Below are 20,249 nucleotides of genomic sequence, written 5' to 3'. Positions count from 1 at the left end.
GTATCAAGGAGTATCAGCAAAACCTTGCTGAACCCTTGCCGCGGTGTGCCGGATTCCGAAATTGCAAACTGCCTTGTCGGGCAGACGTCCCGCTGCCCGCGTCATAAACCGAGACGCCTGTGCCATTTCGAGACCCGGTCCGCGTCCGGCGTTCCGGCGGCTATTCCTGGCCGCTGTCCGCTGAGGTCGTCGCAATGGCCGAGTGCTGGGTCGCCTGCTCGCCGGTGGTTTTGAAGAAGTCGTCGTGATCGCCCATGTTCAAGGTGGGCTGACAGGTCGGCGCACAATTGTAGCTGAAGCGGCTGCCGCTGCGCTGAACGGTCACGATGCCGCCTTCCGGCGCCTGCACCACGATCACCTCGTCGACGATCGGCTGGCCTTCCGTATCCAGAATGACCAGATTGGTGGTGCCGTAGGATTTCCCCGTGATGATCAGCGTCGTCGGGTCGTTGATCACCACATCGGCGATCGACGGGTTGCCGATGATGATCGTCCCTGCCTCGCCCTCTATATGAAAGACCTTCGCCCGGTCGACGATGACGGACACCGTCCCTTCGGCCGACGCCGGAGCGGCAAGGCAGAGCGACACCGCCGCGAGGCCTGCCGAGAGTGCGATCCTGAAGCGCGGAGAACCCATGGTTCCCTCCATCGTCATTGATGAGTGCATGGGCGGAGTGTCGCGGCTTTAGGTGAATGAATGCCTAACATCCGCCGCACCGCCGGCCTCACAGGCATGAGGGCAGACGTCTTCCATGGCGCGTGCGAAGCGGCCATCGCCAATTGCGGTGCGATGCCGGTGGCGCGGTGCCAGCTGAAAACGGCATCCGTCGCGAGTGTCGCGCCCCATACGGCGGGCGTAACCCGCGCCACATCAGGCAGCGCGCAAGCAATGCCGCTTCTCGTTGAACCAGTTATAAACAAATGTGCAGCATATTTTATTCGAACAGGTCGACTTCCAGTTTTGCAACGCGTTACATGGTAAATAAAAGTTGCCCATTGAAAGTAATTTCTCTTTAACCATGCTGGAAAAGTCAACTTGGAATCGCAAATTGCGAGCAGCTGTTAACTCGGTGGCAATAACCCCTTCGTATTCTGGCGTCAGTTTCGAGCGGCCGAGCCAAAAACATCCGCCGAACAGGTGCTGTCAAAACACGTGGAACTAGGAGCAAAATCATGAAGACCATTTTCGCCCGTTTTCTGAATGACGAGTCCGGCGCAACCGCTATCGAGTATGGCCTGATCGCCGCCCTGGTCGCCGTCGCCGTGATCGGCGCCCTCACGACCCTGGGCACCGATCTGACAGCGACGTTCACAAGGGTCTCGACCGACCTGACGGCGGCCAACGCCAAGTAGTTCAGTCGAACAAGGTTCGGTACCATATCGCGCTTGCGCGTAGAGCACCGGACGGATTGTTTGGTTCGATCCGAAAACCGGGTGGCGAACGTCACCCGGTTTTCCCCAAATCCCCGCTCCGGCGGGGATTTTTTTTGCCCGCCGCAAGGGATCGGCCGGACGTCACCGGTGAGAATGGCTTAACCGGATGTTCAGCGTCGCGATGCTAGCGTGCCGCCGTCGTCCATCAGGGTTGTTCCGATGCTGCAAACCGCCGCCTTCGCCGTCTTTCCCGTCATCGTCACGCTGGCCGCCGTCTCGGACCTCATGACAATGACGATCTCCAACCGGTTCTCCATCGCCCTGATCATCGGGTTCGCGGTGCTCGCGCCCTGGCTGCCGGGCATGAACCTCCCTCTGGCGGGCATGCATCTGGCAGCCGCCGCTTTGGTTCTAACGGTCACCTTCTCGCTGTTCGCCTTCGGCATCATCGGCGGCGGCGATGCCAAGCTTGCAGCCGTGATCGCCCTGTGGCTCGGCTGGGGGCCGCTGTTCGCCTTTGCCGTCTACACCACCATGATCGGCGCCGCCCTGTGCATTGCCCTGCTGGCCTTCCGCTCGATTCCCATTCCCATCATTGCGATGCGTCAGGACTGGATCATGCGCCTGCATGACCGTAAGGAAGGCGCGCCCTACGGCATCGCGCTCGCCGCCTCGGCGATGCTGGTCTATCCCGACAGCCTGTGGTCGGTCCTTCTCGGCTGAATACGCCGGAGTACGCCGCACTGTCATTGCGGGCGGGTGGCGATCTCACCGCCGGACAGGAACACCGCCCTGTCGCGGCCCACGCAGCGTGCCGGCCTACTCGGAGACGTACGTGCAAATACTGTTATTTATACGTATATTACATGAATGCAAACCTTCGAAAGGCCATTCGCATTGACCACGACCAGTTGAACAATTCTTTTTAAACAATTTTGCGCGATCCTTTCTTTTCGACTTCCATTCAGAGCGGATCATTTCTTGATGCCTTTGCCAGGCCAACAGCAAGCCGCCTCAGACGATCCCGGTCTCGATGCCGAGATACCGGGTCTCGACAGCCTTTTGGCAACCTTGCGCATCGCGCAGTGGCACTATGATCCCAATGCCAACACACTGACGTGGAAGCAGAGCTTCGGCAGCGGCGCCGATCGCCACCATCCGACAATGACGGAGCCGCTGGCGGCCGTGCTTGAGCGCTACACTCCCGACCACCGGCCTGATCTGCTGGCGCATTTCGAAACGGCGCTGCTCGAGGGACATTCGGGTCCGAGCCGTTTCGCCGTCTTCACCCGGACGGGCGACCAGACCTTCATCGAGAGCGTCGCAAGCCGCGTTGAGGGCCCGGACGGGCGGCCCCATGTCAAGGGAATCTACCGCAATTGCGCTTCCGACGTGGGCACGGAACTTTCGCTGCGCGAGTTCATGGGCCTGCTGGGAAAAATGACCACCGCCTCGCGCAGCGCGATCATCCTGATCGACAGCCACGGCGGCATCCGATCGGTCAATTCCGCATTTTGCAAAACCTTCCGGCTGCCCGCGGATCACGGGCTGGTGGGCCGCAATATTCGCAATGTCCCCGGCCGGCTGGGAAAAGGCCTGGTCAGCACGCTGGTGCCGCTGCTCGAGATGGGCAACCAGGATGTGAAAGCGCAAAAGCGCTTTATCCTGCCAGACGGCACGGAACTGATGCTCCAGTACCGGGTATTCCGCTTTGGCGCCATCGGCCGTCCCGGCGGATTGCTGTTCAAGGCGGATCTCGATACCTCCGGTGACGTGGACATGGGCGCTCTGTTCGATCACCTGCCAACCCCCATGGTCGCGATTCAGATGAATGATCACCGGATTGTCGCGACCAATGCGATGGCCCGGCGCTTCTTCGGGCTGCGCAAGGAGCACCTGATGGAGGAGGACATAACGAGGCGAATCCTCAGCCCGTCGGATATGCGCACGATGATGAATTCCGTGTCCTCGCTCGGCATCGAGAATGGCCACGTCTGTCAGATCAGCAGCGTGCACGGTGACACCCAGACCTACCGCCTGCGCGCCCTGCCCTATAGCGACAATGACCGCCGGCTGCTGATCATCGAGTTCCACATCAGCGCGAAAGATCAGAAAGCGGCGCGCGGCGGAACGCCGGCGCCGCATCGCAAGGGCCTGCTCAAGCGTGTGGTCCAGCACCTCGATTTCTGACGGCAGACGGCGCGCCATGCTGCTGACAAGATCGACAGCGGATGTATCCCGTGATTGACCGTCCCCGCGGCTGAGCGGCTGCGGCGGCGCAAAACCGCCCTTGCCGGTGCTGACACGGAACTGATTTCTCGACATGTGTCTTGCCGGCTGGAAAATGCAACCGTCGTTGGGTAAACAGACCGGATGGGCAGATCTGCAATGTCGCCGGGATTGCGCCTGCCGGCAGGCCATGAGTTATGAAGCGGACATTGATTGTTGGTTGAACAATGAACATCAAGCCCGATGTCGCGAAGGCGTCCGCGCCGCTGCCTGAGGAGTTCGTGCCCCCTACCCGTACCGGGCGGAGAGCCGCGGGTCCCTGATCACCCTGGTCGGCGCGGCGCGGCGCAACTTTCTGTCCATCTGGACCGCGAAATCCTTTTCTCGTCCGCTCGACTACATCAATGTGCTGCGCCGTCAGGTCGTCATCTGCAACAATCCGCGCTTCGTTCAGGAAGCCTTCGTCAAGAAGCACGCCAATTTCCAGCGCAAGACGCCGCAGATGCGCATGGCGCTGCAGCCTCTGCTCGGCGATGGACTCTTTGTATCCGATCAGGAGGTGTGGCAGCGCCGGCGCAAGATCGTCGCGCCGATCATCCACACGTCCCGCCTGCGGGACTTCGCGCCCGTGATGATCGAGACCGCGTGCGAGAAGCGTGCCGAGTGGCGCGGGCGCGGCGACGGGGCGGCGATCGATGCACTTGCGGAAATGGCGCATCTGACAGCGGAAATCATTTGCCGCACGATCTTCGGCCGCGATCTCGGGCAAACCTACGCGGCGGAGATCGTGGAGGCGTTCTCCGACTATCAGCGGCATGTCGACCAGATCGACCTGCCATCCATGCTCGGATTGCCCGAATGGCTACCGCGCTGGCGGGGCCGGGCGGTGAAGCGTTCGGTGCGCCGCATTCACGCGGTGCTCGACGAGATCATCGATGGTTATGCGGCGCGCCAGAGCAACGGCGAAAGCTCGGTGATCGGCGGTCTGCTGGACGCGCGCGACGACGACGGCAAGCCGCTTGGCAAGGACGCCATCCGCAACGAGGCGGCCGTGATCTTCATGGCCGGGCACGAGACCACCGCCAACACCATGGCGTGGGCGTGGTTCCTGCTGTCGCAGGCGCCATGGGCGGCCAACCGACTGCACACGGAACTCGATACGGTGCTGGGCGGCAGGGTGCCGCGGCTCGACGACGTGCCGCAGTTTCCCTACACACGGGCGATCATCGAGGAGACGCTGCGGCTCTATCCGCCGGTGCCCATTTTGGGGCGCGAGGCGATGGCGGCGGACAGGTTTGGCAATACGGAGGTGCGCAAGGGCGCGCTCGTGCTGGTGGTGCCGTGGCTGCTGCATCGCAATCCGACGCTGTGGTCCAAACCCGATCACTTCATGCCCGAGCGGTTCCTGCCCGGCGGCGACGGCGCGAACCAGTCGAAATACGGCTATGTGCCCTTCAGCATCGGTCCGCGCATCTGCGCGGGGCTGGCGTTCGGACTGAACGAGGCAATTCTCTGCCTTGCGGTCCTTGCCCAGGAATTCGCGCTCGACCTGGCCCCGGGGAAAGTGGTCGAGCCGGTCTGCCGGCTGACGCTGCGGCCGGGGGACCGGCTGCCGATGACTCTTCATCCGCGCAAGCCTTGAGGACGCGCGTCATGGCAGCAGGACACCCGAAAACCGGCGCCCGCGAGACGGCCGCGCCATGAAACTCGAGGACATTCCGTTCGACGTCACGCGGCCGCTTGAGCCGAAGGGACCGGGACTTGGAGCGCTGCGCGGGGGTCCCGCCGCCCGGCGACGGTTTGTGGCCCACTGGATCGCCGATCCGTTGCAGGGCGGCATCAACCTTGTGACACACCACGCCTTGCGGCTGCTGCCCTCGCCCTGGTGCACGCGCTTTGGCGGCGCGATGGCCGGTCTTGCCCGAACGCGCTTCGCGCAACGCCCGTTCGCTCTGCGGATCGCCGCAAATCTCTCAGCCCTGCGTCCAGACCTCGCCGCGGATCCCGATGCGTTCCGTGACAGCCACGCGCGCTGGTGGGCCAACGCCGGACGCGCCTACGCCGAATACTCCGTCGTCGGGCGGCTTTGGCATGAGGGCCGGGTCGAAGTCGCGGGCATGGAGCATCTGGACGCCGCGCAAAAGACCGGCCGGCCGCTGGTCTTCGCAGGCGTGCATCTGGGCAACTGGGAACTGGTGTTCGTTGCCTTGCAGAACCTGCCCGAGAAGCCGATGTGCGGCACCTTCCAGCCCGAGCCGAACCGTTTCGCCAACACGGTGGTTCACAATCTGCGCAAGCGATACGGCGGCTATGTGTTTCCGCCGGGCAAGCGTTCGGCGATGCACATCGTGCGGATCCTGAAATCCGGTGCGGCGAACCTGGTGATGTTCGTGGACGAGGTGCGCGGCTTCCAGATCCACCTGCCGCTCCTGGGCCGCCGTCCGCCGGAGCGCGGCAACGCGGTGAACGTGCTGAAGATCGCGCGCGTCACGAACGCGGTGATCCTGCCGGTCTACATGCTGCGGCTGAAGGATTCCCGCTTCCGGCTGACGATCCTGCCGCCGTTCGAACCCGAGGCGAGCGGCGACGCGGAGCGCGACCTTCCGCGCAACGTCACCGGGCTTAACGACATCTTCGAGCCCGTCATCCGCGCCAATGTCGAGCAATGGCACATGCTGCCCGAATTGCGGCTGCCGCCCGGCGCGTGATCGCGCTTGCGTCTATTCTCCGACCGGCGGCGTGCCGTGCGTATGGAACGAGGAAATGGTCTGCAGGCCCCAGGCCTGACCCTTCTTGCGTTCGGTCTCCGTCCAGGTGATCGGCTTCCAGTCGGGCGCCATGATCAGCCTGGCGCCGGCATTGGCGACCTCGACGCGGTTGCCGGCCGGCTCGTAGACATAGAGGAAGAAGGTCTGCTGCACGGCGTGCTTGTGCGGGCCCGTCTCGATGTAGACGCCGTTTTCCAGGAAGATGTCGGCCGCCTGCAGGATCTGCTCGCGCTGGTCGAGCGCATAGGTCACATGGTGAAAGCGGCCGTGCGAGCCGGTGTGGTCGCCGGTGTAGGCGATGTCGTAGCTCTTGTTGTTGGTTGTGAACCAGCAGCCGCCCAGCTTGCCGGAATCCAGCATGATCTGCTCAGTGATGCGCGAGCCCAGCGCCTTGGGGATGAAATCGGCGATGGCGTCGACGTCGGCGGCCAGAAGATTGAGGTGGTCGATACGGCGCACACAAACGCCGCGTCCGTGCATGCGCTGCGCCTGGTTCTTCAGCGCGGGCTTCTCAGCTTCCGGCGCTTCGTACCACCGGGTGTCGTAGTAGAGCTCAAAAATGTGATTGTCCGGGTCGCGGAAGCGATAGGCCTTGCCGTGGCCCAGATCGCCGTCCGTCCAGCCAATGCCGCAGCCCATCGCCTCGATCGCCGCTACGCGGCGCGCGAGCGCTTCGGGGCTGGACGTGCGGTATCCGATATGGCCGACGCCCGTGGTGCCGGACGCGGTCAGTTTCAGCGTATGGAATTCATAGTCGTCCCAGGCACGCAGATAGACGGAATCGCCTTCGCGGCCGGACTCTGTCAGCCCGAGGATGTTGACGAAGAAGTCGAGGCTCTGTTCCGGCTTGTTGGTGTAAAGCTCCAGGTGGCCCAGATGTGCGACGTCGTAACAGGGTTCCATGTGTTCCTCGCCGGTGCTGACAGGTCCTCGTCCGGGCCGCGTGCGGATGCGCCGGGATCGATTGATCGAAGTGAGATGCTACATGCGCGCGCGCGTCCGGCAATGGAAATAGCAATGCATCGTACGGTGATAAATTTTCCCTATGGGCGGCTTTCCCTCACCGCGCCCCAAAGGCTGGCGAGCACGATGACCAGCGCCACGCCGAGGCAGACGGCGCTGATCGGACGTTCAATGAAAACGCTTGGATCACCGCGCGAAATCAGCAGCGAGCGGCGCAGATTCTGTTCCATCAACGGCCCGGGAACCAGACCCAGCAGCAGCGGCGCAGGCTGGAAGTCGAGCAACAGCGCTGAGTCGGCGCGCGCCGCGCAGGAAAACGGAAGACGAGGTGCGGCCCCCGTCTTCTGGAACCTTCGCGCGGATGGATGCGTTCCCCCAAAGCATATGTGTTCAGGCGCGCGAATTGACGTAGCCTGACACCCACGAACTTCCTCTCCCACAGCAATGGACGGCAAAGAATGACCGATAGCGGAAAACTCAACATCGTGACCCTGTGCGGCAGCCTGCGCGAGGGCTCCTTCAATGCAGCACTCTTGCGCGCGCTGCCCGAACTCGCGCCAGACCGTATGAGCTTCACGCCCGCGGTCTCCATCGCCGGAATCCCGCTCTACAATGCAGACGATCAGAATGCCGACGGCTTCCCCGACGCGGTGAAGGCACTGGGCGATCAGATCCGCGCCGCCGACGGCGTCATCATCGCCACGCCGGAGTACAATTATTCGGTGACCGGCGTACTGAAGAACGCCATCGACTGGGTTTCCCGCCTGCCTGACCAGCCGTTCAAGGACAAGCCGGTGGCCATCCAGTCCACGTCCGGCGGCCTGCTCGGCGGCGCGCGCGCGCAGTATCACCTGCGCCAGATCATGGTGTTTTTGGAGGCCATGATGTTTAACAAGCCCGAGATCATGGTGACCTTCGCCAAGGGCAAATTCGACGAGAACACCCTGGCGCTCACCGACGAGCCGACGCGCGACATCGTCGGCAAGCAGCTCGATGCGTTCGCTGGCTTCATCGGCAAGGTGGGCGGCTAGCGCCGCGACAATCGCAGGCAGAAGGGGGGTAGCCGATGAGTGACGAACGGGCGGAAAGACACGCGATTCGCGACCTGATCGAGAACTGGGTGGTCTGGCGTGATGCCGCCGATTGGGAGCGGTTCCGCACCGTCTGGCACGACGACGGGGTGATGATGGCGACCTGGTTCCAGGGGACCGGCGACGAGTTCATCAAGGTCAGCCGGGAAGGGTTCGAGCGCGGCGTCAACATCCTGCATTTCCTCGGCGGCCAGTCGATCGACCTCGCGGGCGACCGCGCGATCTCGCAGACCAAGATGACGATCTCCCAGCGCGCAATGGTGCACGATGTGGCCGTCGACGTGGTCTGCACCGGGCGGTTCTACGATTTCCTCGAAAAGCGGAACGGAAAATGGGGCGTCGTGCTGCGCCAGCCGATCTACGAGAAGGACCGCATGGACCCGATCGATCCCTCGGCACGGCTTGAGCTCGACGCGGATCTTCTGGCGCAATTCCCCGAAGGCTACCGCCATCTCGCCTATCTGCAGACCGGCATCGGCTACAAGATCAAGCGCGACATGCCGGGTCTCAAGGGTCCGGAGGTCGAGGCGCTCTACGCGCGCGGCAAGGCATGGCTCGGCGGCGGGGCGCTGTAGCGGCATATCCGGTCTTCGCGGAATCGACCGTTCGGACTTGCCAGGGCGACGAGATCTGAAATGCCACGAGGTGGAGACCTGGCCGCACAAGCGGCCGATCCTTCGAGACGCCGTCTTCGATGGCTCCTCAGGATGACGTCATCGTGTTGATATCTTTTTGAGAAAATAACACACTCAACATCATCGTGAGGAGGCCCGAAGGGCCGTCTCGAAGGATCGGCCCAATGTTCGGAGGCCAGATCCGGCAGGGGCCCAACTTGTTCTGGCGGCCGTGGGTTTTCATGACCGAGAGAACCGTCGGCGCGTCATGATCACGACCATCACTCCGTGTCCGATGTCTCCCCCAGGCGCGGTTTTTTGCGTCATGCGGCTTCTCTTTCCCTCCTGCCGCTGTAGGATCTCGGCAACTCCGACCGGTCAGCCGGTATCCCCGCCCGCAAACTCCCGATTCCGAAAGGTCTCGCATGCTGGATGCCGCGCATGTCCTGGCGCTCGCCTCGGCCGCCTGTTTCGGCCTCGGGCTGGTGCTGATGCAGCGCGGGCTGGCGTTCCTGCCGCCGCTGCGCGGCTCGGCGATCAGCGTGCCGCTGGCCTTTCTCGTGATGGTCGTCGTGGCGCCTTTCACGGTGGACTGGCCGGATCTGGATCTCACCGCGATCGGCATCTTCGCCGCCATCGGAATTCTGTTTCCTTCGGTGGTCGTGCTGCTGACCTATCAGTCGAACTTCCGCATCGGCCCCTATCTGACCGCCAGCCTCGGCAATCTGGCGCCTCTGTTCGCAGTGCTCTTTGCGATTCTCGTCTTTGGCGAATGGCCGAGCTGGCCGCAGGCGATCGCGATTGCCACGATCGTCGCCGGCGCGACCGCCATGGTCAGCGGCGCCAACGGCCGCGCACGCGACTGGCGGCTTTCCGCGCTGCTGCTGCCGCTCACCGCCGCGATGATCCGCGGTCTGGTGCAGCCCACGGTGAAAATCGGCCTGGAGTACTGGCCCGATCCCTTCGCGGCGCTGCTGTTCTGCTATCTGGTCTCCACCGCTGTCCTTCTGGCGGCGAATGCGATCCGCTGGCGCGAGCCCTTCGCGCTGACGCGCGAGGGCCTGGCCTGGTTCTCCGGCGTCGGCATCGCCAATGGCGCGGCGGTGCTCTTGATGTATGGCGCGCTCAACCGCGGCAGCGTCATGGAGGTCGCGCCGCTGGTCGCCGCCTTCCCGCTGGCGACGCTGGCTTTCGGCTGGTTCTTCGCCACCACCCGGCGTGCGGACGCGCGCACCGCCTTCGGCGTGGCGCTGGCGGTGGCCGGGGTCGTGCTGCTGATTGTCTATTAGATAGGCTGTTCTTCCCGGGCGACGGCGTCTTCCAGCGCCGCGATGAAGGCGGATTGCAGCCGCGTCGGGTGCCAGTTGCGCCGCAGCGTCAGGCCGATGGGGCGCGGCGGATCGTTCAGCGCCACCGGCAGGGCGGTCAGCAGGCCGGTGCGCTCCTCGTAGGTGACCTGACGACGCGACAGGATCGCCAGCCGGTCGCTCTTGAGCAGCAGTCCGCGCAGCACCACCAGCGACGAGGTGACGATCAGTCCCGGCGGCGGCGCCTCGTTGCCGGTACGCATCAGCGCGTCGAAATGTTCGCGTGTCGGCGTGCTGGCGCGCGGTACCACCCAGCCGTAGCGCCTGAGATCGTCGATGCCGATGGTCGTGCGGCCCGCGAGCGGATGGCCGCGCCGGGCGATCACCGACAGGGTATCGAAAAACAGCGCGCGCTCCTCCACGTCGTCGGCGGGCGCGGGCTCGCGCAGCGCGCCGATCAGCATGTCGATCTCGCCCGTGCGCAGGGCCGTCAGCTGCCCGTCGTAGGGGCCGTCGATGACGCTGATCTCGGCATCCGGATAGGCGCCCGTCATCCCGGCCAGTGCCGCGGGCACCAGCTCCGTTCGCACCAGCGGCAATGTCCCGATGATGAGCCGGCCCCGGACTACGCCCTTGGCCGCTTCCAGGTCCTCGCCGGCGGCCTCAATTTCCTTGAACGCCAGGCTGGCGCGCATGGCCAGCAGCCGGCCGTGAGGCGTCAAGGCAACACCGTGGCTGATGCGTTCGAACAGCGGCACGCCGGCGAGCTTTTCCAGATCCCGCCCCGCCCGGTGCACGGACGGCTGCGCCTGGTCGATAGCCCGCGCGGCGGCCGAAAAGCTGCCGGTCTGCGAAATGGCGATCAGCGCGCGCAGCTGCGTCGTCGTCGCCATGCGGTCGAGCGGCGCCGGCCGCGCCCGAGCGTTGCGCCGCGCGCTCTCGCCGATTCGCCGCGCCGCCCCGTCCAGCAGATCCAGCGCCCGGTCGACGCGCAACAGCATGATCTCGCCCAGCGGCGTGGGGTACATCCCAGTGCTGCGGCGTTCGAAAAACCGGCAGTCGAAACGCTTCTCCAGCCGTCCGATGGCCTGGGTCACGGCGGGCTGCGACAGATGCGCCTGCCGCGCGGCGCCGTGCACGGAGCGCAGATGCGCGGTCAGGCTGAAGGCGCGCAAGTGATGGAAATTCGGCAGCTCTTGTGCTGTCATTCGGATTGCTCCGGTGGTTCGAGCAATATCTATAGCAAAATCTTATCAAGGCGAGAGACAATCGGAATTCCGCGCAGCGGCCGCTTGTCACATGGTCCGCGCACAAACGCATATCGAGGAGTGCATGTTCATGGCGGAGTCGAACCCGACCGCGCTGGTTGTGAGCGCCCATTCGGCGGATTTCGTGTGGCGGGCCGGCGGCGCCATCGCGCTGCACGCGGCCAAGGGCTACGACGTGACCGTCGTCTGCCTGTCCTACGGCGAGCGCGGCGAAAGCGCCAAGCTGTGGAAGAATGAAGGCTGCACCCTGGAGCATGTGAAGACGGAGCGCCGCAAAGAGGCCGAGAACGCCGCCGCGGCGCTTGGCGTACACGACATCCAGTTCTTCGACATCGGCGACTATCCGCTCGGCATCACCGAGGACGCGAAGTACAAGCTCGTCGACACGATGCGTAAAGTGGCGCCGCAGTTCATTCTCAGCCACTCGCTGGACGATCCCTACAACACCGATCATCCGGCCACGACGAAGATGACGCTGGAATGTCGCATGATCGCGCAGGCCTGGGGCCACAACCCGGGTGAAAAGATCCTCGGCGCGCCGCAGCTCTATCTGTTCGAGCCGCACCAGACGGAGCAATGCGGCTGGAAGCCGGACGTGCTGCTCGACATCACGTCCGTATGGGACAAGAAATACGCCGCCATCCAGTGCATGCAGGGCCAGGAGCACCTGTGGGAGTATTACACCCGCGTCGGCAAGCAGCGTGGCGTTCAGGCCAAGCGCAACTCCGGCGGCCAGGCCGGCGGCAAACCCGTGGAATACGGCGAGGGATATCAGTCGATCTTCCCGCGCATGGTGGGAGAACTCTGATGGCCGGCACATATCCGAATCTTGGCGAGCACGTCGTCGTGCAGGACATCGAGCGCGCGGACGCGGCGGTCATCAAGGGCCTGGCAGAATGTGGCGTCGCCACCGTGCACGAAGCGCAGGGCCGCTTCGGCCTGCTGTCGGAGAAGATGCGGCCGATCTATTCCGGCGCGCGCATCGCTGGCTCCGCCGTCACCGTCTCCATTCCGCCGTGCGACAACTGGATGATCCATGTGGCCGTGGAGCAGTGCAAGCCCGGCGACATTCTCGTCGTCGCGCCCACCTCGCCGTCGAATGCGGGTTATTTCGGCGATCTGCTGGCGACCTCGCTGAAGGGCCGCGGCGTCGCCGGTCTGATCATCGACGGCGGCGTGCGCGACATCCGCGATCTGACCGAAATGCAGTTTCCCGTCTGGGCCAGCTCCATCTTCGCCCAGGGCACCGTGAAGGAGACGCTGGGTTCCGTGAACGTGCCTGTGGTCTGCGCTGGCGGCCCGGTCAATCCCGGCGACGTGATTGTCGCTGATGACGACGGCGTCTGCGTGGTGCCTCTCGCCGATGCGGTATCGGTGCTAGAGAAGGCGCATGCGCGCGAGGCCAAGGAAGCCCAGACGCGGGCGCGGCTGACCAGCGGCGAGCTCGGGCTGGATATCTACAACATGCGAGAGCGGCTGAAGGAAAAGGGCCTGAAGTACATCTGACCGGACCGGTTGGGCTATAACCGGCGGCGTCGCGCGTGCAGCGCGGCGCCGCAAGGCCGAACAGTCTGGACACGCAAGGATGACCATGAGCGCCGAGTATCTCGCTTTCCACCCGAACCCGAAGAAGCCGGATCTCGCGGTGCCCAAGGGCGCCGTCGACGCGCATTGCCACGTATTCGGGCCGGCTGCGACATTTCCCTTTGCGCGGCAGCGCTCCTACACGCCGGTGGATGCGTCAAAGGAACAGTTGCGCGCGCTGCACGATCATCTGGGGTTCGAGCGGGCCGTCGTGGTTCAGGCGAGCTGCCACGGCACCGACAACGCCGCACTGGTCGATTCTCTGGAATCGAGCGGCGGCAAGTATCGCGGCATCGCCATGGTGAAACCGGATGTCGAGGACGCGGAACTGTCGCGGCTCGATGCGGCGGGGGTCCGCGGCTCGCGCTTCAATTTCGTCAAACACCTGGGCTCGGACGCGGCACTCGAAGCGCTGAACGTGCTCTCCAAGCGCTACGGCGCGCTCGGCTGGCACGTGGTGATCTATTTCGACACCGAGAAGATTCATGAGCTTGCGCCGGTGATCGCCGATCTGCCGGTGCCCGTGGTCATCGACCACATGGGCCGGGTGGATCCGGCCCTGGGGCTCGATCAGCCGGGCCTTGCTCTGCTCAAGGGCCTGCTCGCCGCCCGCAAGGATATCTGGGTCAAGGTGTCGGGTTCCGAACGTCTGTCGCACGAGGGGCCGCCGTTCACCGATGTGGTGCCGCTGGCGCGCCATCTGGTGGAGAGTTTTCCCGACCAGGTGCTGTGGGGCACGGACTGGCCGCATCCCAACATGAAGACATGGGTGCCCGACGACGGGCAACTCGTCGACTTGCTCGGCGAGATCGCCCCGGATCCGGCGCTTCTGCAAAAGCTGCTGGTCGACAACCCGATGCGGCTCTATTGGCCGGAAGAAGGCTGAGGCGGCTGGTTCCATCGTTCGGCCGGCGTCACCCAATATCCTCGGGCTTGTCCGAGGATCCATGCGGCGGCTTCCGTGTCATGCCCGCGAAGGCGGGCATCCAGTAACCACTGGCCTCGCAGCCTGTGCGCCAACACCGGCCACACGGGGTACTGGATCCCCGGGAAGGCCTCCGGCCTCCCGAGGATGACACCGCAGGAAACAAAGTTGATAACGCGCGCGCGGCAACGCGTTGCGGTGATGATACGAGGCGGGAGATCAGCATGACACGACAGATCGCCATTCCCTGCATGCAGATGCGCGGCGGCACCTCCAAGGGCGCCTATTTCCTGGCCTCCGACCTGCCGCGGGACCCGGCCGCGCGCGACGCGCTGCTGCTCAAGATCATGGGTTCGCCCGACCCCAAACAGATCGACGGCATCGGCGGCGCGCATCCCCTGACGAGCAAGGTGGCCGTCGTCGGCCCCTCCAGCCGCAACGATTGCGACGTCGACTATCTGTTCCTTCAGGTGGTGCCGGACAAGCCGATCGTCTCCGATCAGCAGAACTGCGGCAATATTCTCGCCGGCATCGGTCCCTTCGCCGTCGAGCGCGGGCTTGTGCCGGTCGCGGGCGAGCTGACCACCGTTCGGGTGCATATGGTCAATTCCGCCGCTCGCGCCGATCTGGTGGTGGAGACGCCGCAGGGTGAAGTGGCCTATGAGGGCGATGCCATGATCGACGGCGTGCCGGGGCACCATGCGCCGGTGGTGCAGAATTATTTCGACACAGCCGGCTCGCAATGCGGTGCCCTGCTGCCCAGCGGAAACGCGGTGGATGTGATCGACGGGGTGTCCGTGACGCTGATCGACAATGGCATGCCGAACGTCATCCTGAAGGCGGCCGACTTCGGCATCACGGGTTACGAGACCCCGGCGGAACTCGAGGAAAACCAGGCGCTCAAGCAGCGCATCGAGGCGATCCGCCTGAAGGCCGGCGCGATGATGAACCTCGGTGACGTCGCGTCGAAGACGGTGCCGAAAATGTGCCTGGTCGCCCCGCCCCGCAACGGCGGCGCGATCGCCACGCGCAGTTTCATTCCGCAGCGCGTGCACGAGACCATCGGCGTGCTGGCCGCAGCCACGGTGCTCGCCGCCTGTCTAGTTCCGGGAACCGTGGCCGCCGAGGTGTCGGGGGCGCTGTCCGGCAACCCGTGCCGCGCCGACATCGAGCATCCAGGCGGCGCGCTGACGGTGGAAGTGGAAATGCGCGACGGCCAGCCCGTGCGCTCGGGCATCATCCGCACGGCACGCAAACTGTTCGACGGCACGGTCTTCGCACTGGCCTGAAGCCGATAACTTATTGAAACAAAAGGAGACGCCGGTGACCAACAGCAGCACGCGCATCGCGCTGATCGGCTTCGGCGAAGCCGGCGGCATTCTGGGCGCGGATCTGGCGAAGGTGGCCGGCGTGGCTGTCGCCGCCTACGACATCAAGCTCGACGATCCGCAGACCGCGTCGGCCATGCGCGCAAAGATCCGGGAGGCGCAGGTCGAGGAGCGGGGATCTCTTGAGGCGCTTCTGGCAGATGCCGATATCGTCATCTCGGCGGTGACCGCCAGTGCCGCGCGCGGCGTCGCGCAAGCCGCCGGACCTAAGATGCGGGCGGGACAGAGTTTTCTCGACATCAACTCGGTGGCGCCGGAAACCAAGCGGGCGAATGCGGGCGATATCGAGGCCTCGGGTGCGGCCTATGTGGACGTGGCGGTGATGGCGCCGGTGCCGCCCAAACGCCTCGGCGTGCCGATGCTTCTGGGCGGCGCGAGCGCGGACAAGATGGCGGAAACATTAACGAATTTCGGCGTCAACGCGCGCGCGGTCTCCACTGATGTCGGCTATGCGTCGGCGATCAAGATGTGCCGTTCGATCATGATCAAGGGGCTGGAAGCGCTCACCGTCGAGTGCACCATGACCGCGCGCCACTACGGCGTCGAGGAGCCGGTGCTGGCGTCGCTGCAGGCCTCCTTCCCGGGCATGGGCTGGGACGGCGAGTTGCCGGACTATCTGGTCAGCCGGGTCGCGGAACACGGCCGCCGCCGCGCCGAGGAGCTGCGCGAAGTCGTTGTGACCGTTGCAGATTCAGGCCAGGAGCCGCGGATGGCGCCGGCCATTGCCGCGGCGCAGGACGCGCTGGTCGACAGCATGGAGGAGGCGGGAATCGCCTATGAGGAGCCCTTCAGCTGGCGCGCACTGGCGGATACGTTGCGGCGTTGAGCTGCACATCAAACGGTTCAACTTGTCAGACAAAATTCCTGTCCAGTTGCGCGAAATTTGACGATATTCGAAACGAATTTGAATGATATTTGATCGCAATTCGCGATCGAAAAGCGCAGTGCGCGACGGCAACGGCTTTCATCACAGCTCCAGCTGAGGCAGGATGGATAGGACAGCAACGCTTTCCTATCCGGCATGACACGCTTGACCGAGACACCCGCACCTTCTCCGGACCCGAACGCCGGCTCCAGCCCGCCGCCCGAGACGCCCCGGCCGCGCGCCTCTCTGCTGAGCGCGCGTCTGAAGGCCAATCTGCAGGTCATCTATCCCGAGCATGACATCGCGGCGCTGACGGCCAAGGTGCTGGATGCCTTCTGGCCGGAAGGATCAAGGCCCCGCTCCCAGGCCCGGCGGGTCGCCACCTCGCTGTGGTCGGAACGCGACACAGTGCTGATCACCTATGGCGACAGCTTCATCGACGGCGAGCATCCGCCGCTGACCCTGCTGCACGATTTCCTCAAGCGCCACGTCGGCAAGGCGATCAACGGCGTGCATATCCTGCCGTTCTTCCCCTACACCTCGGACGACGGATTCTCGGTGGTCGACTACCGGCAGGTGAATTCTGCGCTGGGCACCTGGGACTACATCGAGCGCATCGGTGCGGAATACCGGCTGATGGCGGATCTGGTGCTCAACCATGTCTCGAGCCATTCGGCGTGGTTCTCCGACTACCTGCAGGGCAACGCGCCGGGCAGCGGCTTTTTCGTGGAGGCCGATCCCGACACGGACACCTCCGCCGTGGTGCGCCCGCGCGCCGGCCCCCTGCTGCGCAAGGTCGAGACGGCCTCGGGCGAGAAACACGTCTGGTGCACCTTCAGCCCCGACCAGGTCGATCTGAATTTCGCCAATCCAGAGGTGCTGCTGGAGTTTCTGCGCATCCTGCGGTTTCACATCGATCACGGCGTGCGCACGGTGCGGCTGGACGCCGTGGCTTTCATCTGGAAGCAGCTCGGCACCGCCTGCATCAACCTGCCGCAGGCGCATGAGATCGTCCGGCTGATGCGCACGCTGGTGGATTACGCCGACGAGAAGGTGGTGCTGATCACCGAGACCAACGTGCCGATCCATGAGAATCTCAGCTATTTCGGCAACCGCAACGAGGCGCATGCGGTCTATAATTTCTCGCTGCCGCCGCTGATGCTGCATGCGCTGTTGACCGGCACCTCGGTGCATCTCAACGCCTGGCAGATGGCCATGCCGCCAGCGCAGCTTGGCTGCGCGTTTCTCAATTTCGTCGCCTCGCACGACGGCATCGGCCTGCGGCCCGCCGAAGGGCTGCTCGACGACAACGAGATCGACGCGATGATCGACGCGGTGCGCGGTTTCGGCGGCCTGGTCAGCCTGCGCTCGCTCAACGGCGGCGGCGCGCGGCCCTACGAGATCAACGTCTCGCTGTTCGACGCGCTGAAGGGCACGGCGGACGGCGGCGCGGACGCCTATCAGCGCGTGCGCTTCCTGTGCGCGCAGACCGTGATGATGGCGCTGGAAGGCATTCCCGCCTTCTATGTGCACAGCCTGCTGGCGACGCCGAACGATCTGGCGCGGGTGGAAAAGACCCAGGCCAACCGCGCCATCAACCGTCACCAGTGGGATTATCCGGAGTTGAACGCGCTGCTGGAGGATCCGGCGAGTCCGCAATCGGTGGTGCTCGCCGAGATGACCCGGCGCATCGCCATCCGCACGCGCCAGCCGGCGTTCCATCCCAACGCCACCCAGTTCACGCTGCAGCTGGGCCACGCGCTGTTCGGCTTCTGGCGCCAGAGCATGGACCGCTCGCAGTCGATCTTCGTGATCGCCAACATGACGGACCAGGCGCAGGAACTGCCACTGATCTCGCTCAACCTGATTTCCGGCGACGCGTGGTGCGACCTGCTCAGCGGCAATGACCTGCCCGACATCCGCTCCAGCCTGCGGCTCGAGCCCTACCAGTGCGTGTGGATTTCTAACCGTAGGTGAGGGGGAAGATGTTTTGATATACGACCTCTTCCGGGTAGGAGGACCTTAAATGAAAGGCTTGACTGCTTGCGCGGAGAGTGGCTCATTCGAAAAATGGCAGCCCCCGTACAACCTAAAATTTATCATATCGTTCATGTTGATAATCTTCCGTCGATTGTAGCGGATGGTGGTCTGTCGTCAGACGCTGTGATGATGCAGCGGGAAGGGGGCGCAGTGATCGGAATGCAGAGTATCAAGCAGCGGCGACTTGGCCTGCCTGTATCCTGCCACATGGGAACGTGCGTAGGTGAATATGTCCCGTTCTATTTTTGTTCACGATCAATTATGTTGTTTGTGATTCACTGCTCGAACCACCCCGAACTTGCTTACCGGGGAGGTCAGCAGCCGATCGTCCATCTCGAAGCCGATTTGCATCAGGTGGTTCAATGGGCGGAAGAGAACAAGCAGCGCTGGGCGTTCTCGTTGTCGAATGCAGGGGCGGTTTATACTCAGTTCCGGGCTGACTTAGATCAACTGAATGAAATTGATTGGGATGCCGTCGCGGCTAGAGATTTTCGATCAGCGGATATTAAAGAAGGAAAGCAGGCTGAATTTCTCGTGCAGCATGTATTCCCCTGGCATCTGGTGGAACGGATCGGAGTTTATTCTAACGGAATTGCGCAACGGGTATCGAACGCTTTGTCAACTGCAGCTCATCGACCAACAATAGAAATAAAAAGAGAATGGTACTATTGAGGAGCAATGGCATGATTAAATTTAAATCTGGGAACATTTTGAATGAGGATGCGGAAGCAATCGTCAATACGGTCAACTGTGTCGGCATCATGGGTCGTGGCATTGCTCTGCAGTTCAAGAATGACTTTCCCGCAAACTTCAAGGCGTACAAAGCCGCATGTGATCGCGAAGAAGTTCAGCCGGGCAAGATGTTCGTGTTCGAGACCGGCACCTTCACCAACCCGAAGTTCATCATCAACTTCCCGACCAAGCGCCATTGGCGTGGCAAAAGCCGCATGGAGGATATCGACACCGGTCTCAAGGCCCTTGTCAAAGAAATCCGCGATCGCGGCATCCGCTCGATCGCCATCCCGCCGCTTGGCAGCGGCCTTGGCGGCCTCAACTGGTCTGACGTGCGCCAACGTATCGAAGAGAACCTTCGCGGCGCTAACGATCTGGATGTGATCATCTTTGAGCCGAATAGCGCGGCCGTGGCCACCAAGTCACGCGAAGTTCCAAAAATGACGGCTGGTCGTGCAGCCTTGGTCGCGCTGATGGACCGCTATCTTGGCGGCTTGATGGATCCGTTCGTGACGCTTCTGGAAGTACACAAGCTGATGTATTTCATGCAGGAGGCCGGTGAGCCGTTGCGGCTGAAATATGAAAAGGCACCCTATGGCCCATATGCCGAAAACCTGCGACATGTGCTTCGCGCAGTCGAAGGCCATCTCGTAGCGGGCTATGCGGACGGAGGAGATGCTCCGGACAAGCAGATCGAACTCGTTCCGGGCGCGGTGAAGGATGCCGAGGCATTCTTGACCGGCAAGCGGGAGACTGTCAGCCGCTTTGAGCATGTGGGTAAGCTGGTCGAGGGGTTCGAAACACCCTTCGGGCTTGAATTGCTCGCAACTGTTCATTGGGTCGTCAAGCACGAGAATGCGACGTCGCCTAAGGAGGCAGCGACGAAGGTCTACGGTTGGAACGATCGCAAGAAGCGTTTCTCGGAACGTCAGATCGGCATCGCCTTTGAGACACTTCTTGAAAAGGGATGGGTTTCGGCCGAGCTGTAGATCGACCCGATCGAAGTTGTCTCCATTTTATTCCGCGTTGTTAGCTTCCACGGCCTCCTTCATCTCGCACAGCAGGTCGGGGAAGGCGCTCTGAACGCGGCTCCACTTGGGG

Annotated in this window: 19 protein-coding genes and 1 pseudogene; 16 read left to right on the top strand and 4 right to left on the bottom strand. The window is 63.4% G+C overall.

Annotated features, from left to right (window positions below):
- Positions 1 to 160: 160 nt before the first annotated feature.
- Positions 161 to 637, bottom strand: a complete 477-nt coding sequence (locus tag D1F64_RS00970) for a pilus assembly protein N-terminal domain-containing protein (RefSeq protein WP_117414331.1) — start codon at positions 635 to 637, stop codon at positions 161 to 163.
- 536 nt (positions 638 to 1,173) lie between these two features.
- On the opposite strand from D1F64_RS00970, the gene D1F64_RS00965 reads away from it, so the two are divergent.
- From D1F64_RS00965 to D1F64_RS00945, 5 genes are all read left to right on the top strand, one after another.
- On the top strand, positions 1,174 to 1,353 hold the full coding sequence (locus D1F64_RS00965; protein WP_117410890.1) for a Flp family type IVb pilin: 180 nt from the start codon (positions 1,174 to 1,176) through the stop codon (positions 1,351 to 1,353).
- A gap of 240 nt (positions 1,354 to 1,593) precedes the next feature.
- Entirely contained in the window at positions 1,594 to 2,097 is a 504-nt protein-coding gene (locus D1F64_RS00960; RefSeq protein WP_117410889.1) for a prepilin peptidase, read from the top strand.
- 261 nt (positions 2,098 to 2,358) lie between these two features.
- Complete coding sequence (locus tag D1F64_RS00955) at positions 2,359 to 3,564, top strand: PAS domain-containing protein (RefSeq protein ID WP_117410888.1); 1,206 nt, start codon at positions 2,359 to 2,361, stop codon at positions 3,562 to 3,564.
- 445 nt (positions 3,565 to 4,009) lie between these two features.
- A complete protein-coding gene (locus D1F64_RS00950) occupies positions 4,010 to 5,245 on the top strand; it encodes a cytochrome P450 (protein ID WP_205470603.1) in 1,236 nt (411 codons plus the stop codon).
- Between the two features lie 58 nt (positions 5,246 to 5,303).
- Positions 5,304 to 6,311 carry a lysophospholipid acyltransferase family protein gene (locus tag D1F64_RS00945; RefSeq protein ID WP_117410886.1) on the top strand — a complete coding sequence of 336 codons (1,008 nt, stop codon included), beginning with the start codon at positions 5,304 to 5,306 and terminating at the stop codon, positions 6,309 to 6,311.
- A gap of 12 nt (positions 6,312 to 6,323) precedes the next feature.
- On the opposite strand, the gene D1F64_RS00940 is transcribed toward D1F64_RS00945, so the two are convergent.
- Both D1F64_RS00940 and D1F64_RS00935 read right to left on the bottom strand, forming a co-directional pair.
- Complete coding sequence (locus tag D1F64_RS00940; RefSeq protein ID WP_117410885.1) at positions 6,324 to 7,274, bottom strand: catechol 2,3-dioxygenase; 951 nt, start codon at positions 7,272 to 7,274, stop codon at positions 6,324 to 6,326.
- Positions 7,275 to 7,414: 140 nt separating this feature from the next.
- A pseudogene (locus D1F64_RS00935) lies at positions 7,415 to 7,612 on the bottom strand (tripartite tricarboxylate transporter permease); the annotation flags it as partial.
- Between the two features lie 180 nt (positions 7,613 to 7,792).
- Between D1F64_RS00935 and D1F64_RS00930 the strand changes: the two are divergent.
- From D1F64_RS00930 to D1F64_RS00920, 3 genes are all read left to right on the top strand, one after another.
- Entirely contained in the window at positions 7,793 to 8,365 is a 573-nt protein-coding gene (locus tag D1F64_RS00930) for an NADPH-dependent FMN reductase (protein WP_117410883.1), read from the top strand.
- Between the two features lie 35 nt (positions 8,366 to 8,400).
- Complete coding sequence (locus tag D1F64_RS00925) at positions 8,401 to 9,000, top strand: nuclear transport factor 2 family protein (protein WP_117410882.1); 600 nt, start codon at positions 8,401 to 8,403, stop codon at positions 8,998 to 9,000.
- 464 nt (positions 9,001 to 9,464) lie between these two features.
- A complete protein-coding gene (locus D1F64_RS00920; protein WP_117410881.1) occupies positions 9,465 to 10,328 on the top strand; it encodes a DMT family transporter in 864 nt (287 codons plus the stop codon).
- Here the strand turns inward: D1F64_RS00920 and D1F64_RS00915 are convergent.
- Complete coding sequence (locus D1F64_RS00915; protein ID WP_117410880.1) at positions 10,325 to 11,554, bottom strand: LysR family transcriptional regulator; 1,230 nt, start codon at positions 11,552 to 11,554, stop codon at positions 10,325 to 10,327. The genes D1F64_RS00920 and D1F64_RS00915 overlap by 4 nt on opposite strands.
- Positions 11,555 to 11,684: 130 nt before the next feature.
- Here D1F64_RS00915 and D1F64_RS00910 point away from each other — a divergent pair, with 130 nt between their 5' ends.
- From D1F64_RS00910 to D1F64_RS00875, 8 genes are all read left to right on the top strand, one after another.
- A complete protein-coding gene (locus D1F64_RS00910; protein WP_117414330.1) occupies positions 11,685 to 12,422 on the top strand; it encodes a PIG-L deacetylase family protein in 738 nt (245 codons plus the stop codon).
- Complete coding sequence (locus D1F64_RS00905) at positions 12,422 to 13,120, top strand: 4-carboxy-4-hydroxy-2-oxoadipate aldolase/oxaloacetate decarboxylase (RefSeq protein ID WP_117410879.1); 699 nt, start codon at positions 12,422 to 12,424, stop codon at positions 13,118 to 13,120. The genes D1F64_RS00910 and D1F64_RS00905 overlap by 1 nt, the downstream gene beginning before the upstream one ends.
- Positions 13,121 to 13,199: 79 nt before the next feature.
- On the top strand, positions 13,200 to 14,084 hold the full coding sequence (locus tag D1F64_RS00900) for an amidohydrolase family protein (RefSeq protein WP_205470602.1): 885 nt from the start codon (positions 13,200 to 13,202) through the stop codon (positions 14,082 to 14,084).
- Between the two features lie 263 nt (positions 14,085 to 14,347).
- On the top strand, positions 14,348 to 15,412 hold the full coding sequence (locus tag D1F64_RS00895) for a 4-oxalomesaconate tautomerase (protein WP_117410878.1): 1,065 nt from the start codon (positions 14,348 to 14,350) through the stop codon (positions 15,410 to 15,412).
- Positions 15,413 to 15,446: 34 nt separating this feature from the next.
- Complete coding sequence (locus D1F64_RS00890; RefSeq protein ID WP_117414328.1) at positions 15,447 to 16,337, top strand: NAD(P)-dependent oxidoreductase; 891 nt, start codon at positions 15,447 to 15,449, stop codon at positions 16,335 to 16,337.
- Between the two features lie 204 nt (positions 16,338 to 16,541).
- The gene (locus D1F64_RS00885) at positions 16,542 to 18,353 is read left to right on the top strand and encodes an alpha-amylase family glycosyl hydrolase (protein ID WP_248304564.1); all 1,812 of its coding nucleotides are present in this window, start codon (positions 16,542 to 16,544) and stop codon (positions 18,351 to 18,353) included.
- A gap of 93 nt (positions 18,354 to 18,446) precedes the next feature.
- Complete coding sequence (locus D1F64_RS00880) at positions 18,447 to 19,088, top strand: DUF4433 domain-containing protein (protein ID WP_117410876.1); 642 nt, start codon at positions 18,447 to 18,449, stop codon at positions 19,086 to 19,088.
- Positions 19,089 to 19,099: 11 nt separating this feature from the next.
- The gene (locus D1F64_RS00875; protein ID WP_117410875.1) at positions 19,100 to 20,137 is read left to right on the top strand and encodes a macro domain-containing protein; all 1,038 of its coding nucleotides are present in this window, start codon (positions 19,100 to 19,102) and stop codon (positions 20,135 to 20,137) included.
- Positions 20,138 to 20,249 lie beyond the last annotated feature (112 nt).

It is taken from the genome of Breoghania sp. L-A4, assembly GCF_003432385.1.
Classification (GTDB): Bacteria; Pseudomonadota; Alphaproteobacteria; order Rhizobiales; family Stappiaceae; genus Breoghania.
This window is presented reverse-complemented; position numbering and strand designations above follow the sequence as displayed.

What these genes read in the sequence shown, in the direction of transcription:
- D1F64_RS00970 (WP_117414331.1), bottom strand. Translation starts at nt 637, where the DNA reads ATGGGTTCTCCGCGCTTCAGGATCGCACTCTCGGCAGGCCTCGCGGCG.
- D1F64_RS00965 (WP_117410890.1), top strand. Translation starts at nt 1,174, where the DNA reads ATGAAGACCATTTTCGCCCGTTTTCTGAATGACGAGTCCGGCGCAACC.
- D1F64_RS00960 (WP_117410889.1), top strand. Translation starts at nt 1,594, where the DNA reads ATGCTGCAAACCGCCGCCTTCGCCGTCTTTCCCGTCATCGTCACGCTG.
- D1F64_RS00955 (WP_117410888.1), top strand. Translation starts at nt 2,359, where the DNA reads ATGCCTTTGCCAGGCCAACAGCAAGCCGCCTCAGACGATCCCGGTCTC.
- D1F64_RS00945 (WP_117410886.1), top strand. Translation starts at nt 5,304, where the DNA reads ATGAAACTCGAGGACATTCCGTTCGACGTCACGCGGCCGCTTGAGCCG.
- D1F64_RS00940 (WP_117410885.1), bottom strand. Translation starts at nt 7,274, where the DNA reads ATGGAACCCTGTTACGACGTCGCACATCTGGGCCACCTGGAGCTTTAC.
- D1F64_RS00930 (WP_117410883.1), top strand. Translation starts at nt 7,793, where the DNA reads ATGACCGATAGCGGAAAACTCAACATCGTGACCCTGTGCGGCAGCCTG.
- D1F64_RS00925 (WP_117410882.1), top strand. Translation starts at nt 8,401, where the DNA reads ATGAGTGACGAACGGGCGGAAAGACACGCGATTCGCGACCTGATCGAG.
- D1F64_RS00920 (WP_117410881.1), top strand. Translation starts at nt 9,465, where the DNA reads ATGCTGGATGCCGCGCATGTCCTGGCGCTCGCCTCGGCCGCCTGTTTC.
- D1F64_RS00915 (WP_117410880.1), bottom strand. Translation starts at nt 11,554, where the DNA reads ATGACAGCACAAGAGCTGCCGAATTTCCATCACTTGCGCGCCTTCAGC.
- D1F64_RS00910 (WP_117414330.1), top strand. Translation starts at nt 11,685, where the DNA reads ATGGCGGAGTCGAACCCGACCGCGCTGGTTGTGAGCGCCCATTCGGCG.
- D1F64_RS00905 (WP_117410879.1), top strand. Translation starts at nt 12,422, where the DNA reads ATGGCCGGCACATATCCGAATCTTGGCGAGCACGTCGTCGTGCAGGAC.
- D1F64_RS00900 (WP_205470602.1), top strand. Translation starts at nt 13,200, where the DNA reads ATGACCATGAGCGCCGAGTATCTCGCTTTCCACCCGAACCCGAAGAAG.
- D1F64_RS00895 (WP_117410878.1), top strand. Translation starts at nt 14,348, where the DNA reads ATGACACGACAGATCGCCATTCCCTGCATGCAGATGCGCGGCGGCACC.
- D1F64_RS00880 (WP_117410876.1), top strand. Translation starts at nt 18,447, where the DNA reads ATGGCAGCCCCCGTACAACCTAAAATTTATCATATCGTTCATGTTGAT.
- D1F64_RS00875 (WP_117410875.1), top strand. Translation starts at nt 19,100, where the DNA reads ATGATTAAATTTAAATCTGGGAACATTTTGAATGAGGATGCGGAAGCA.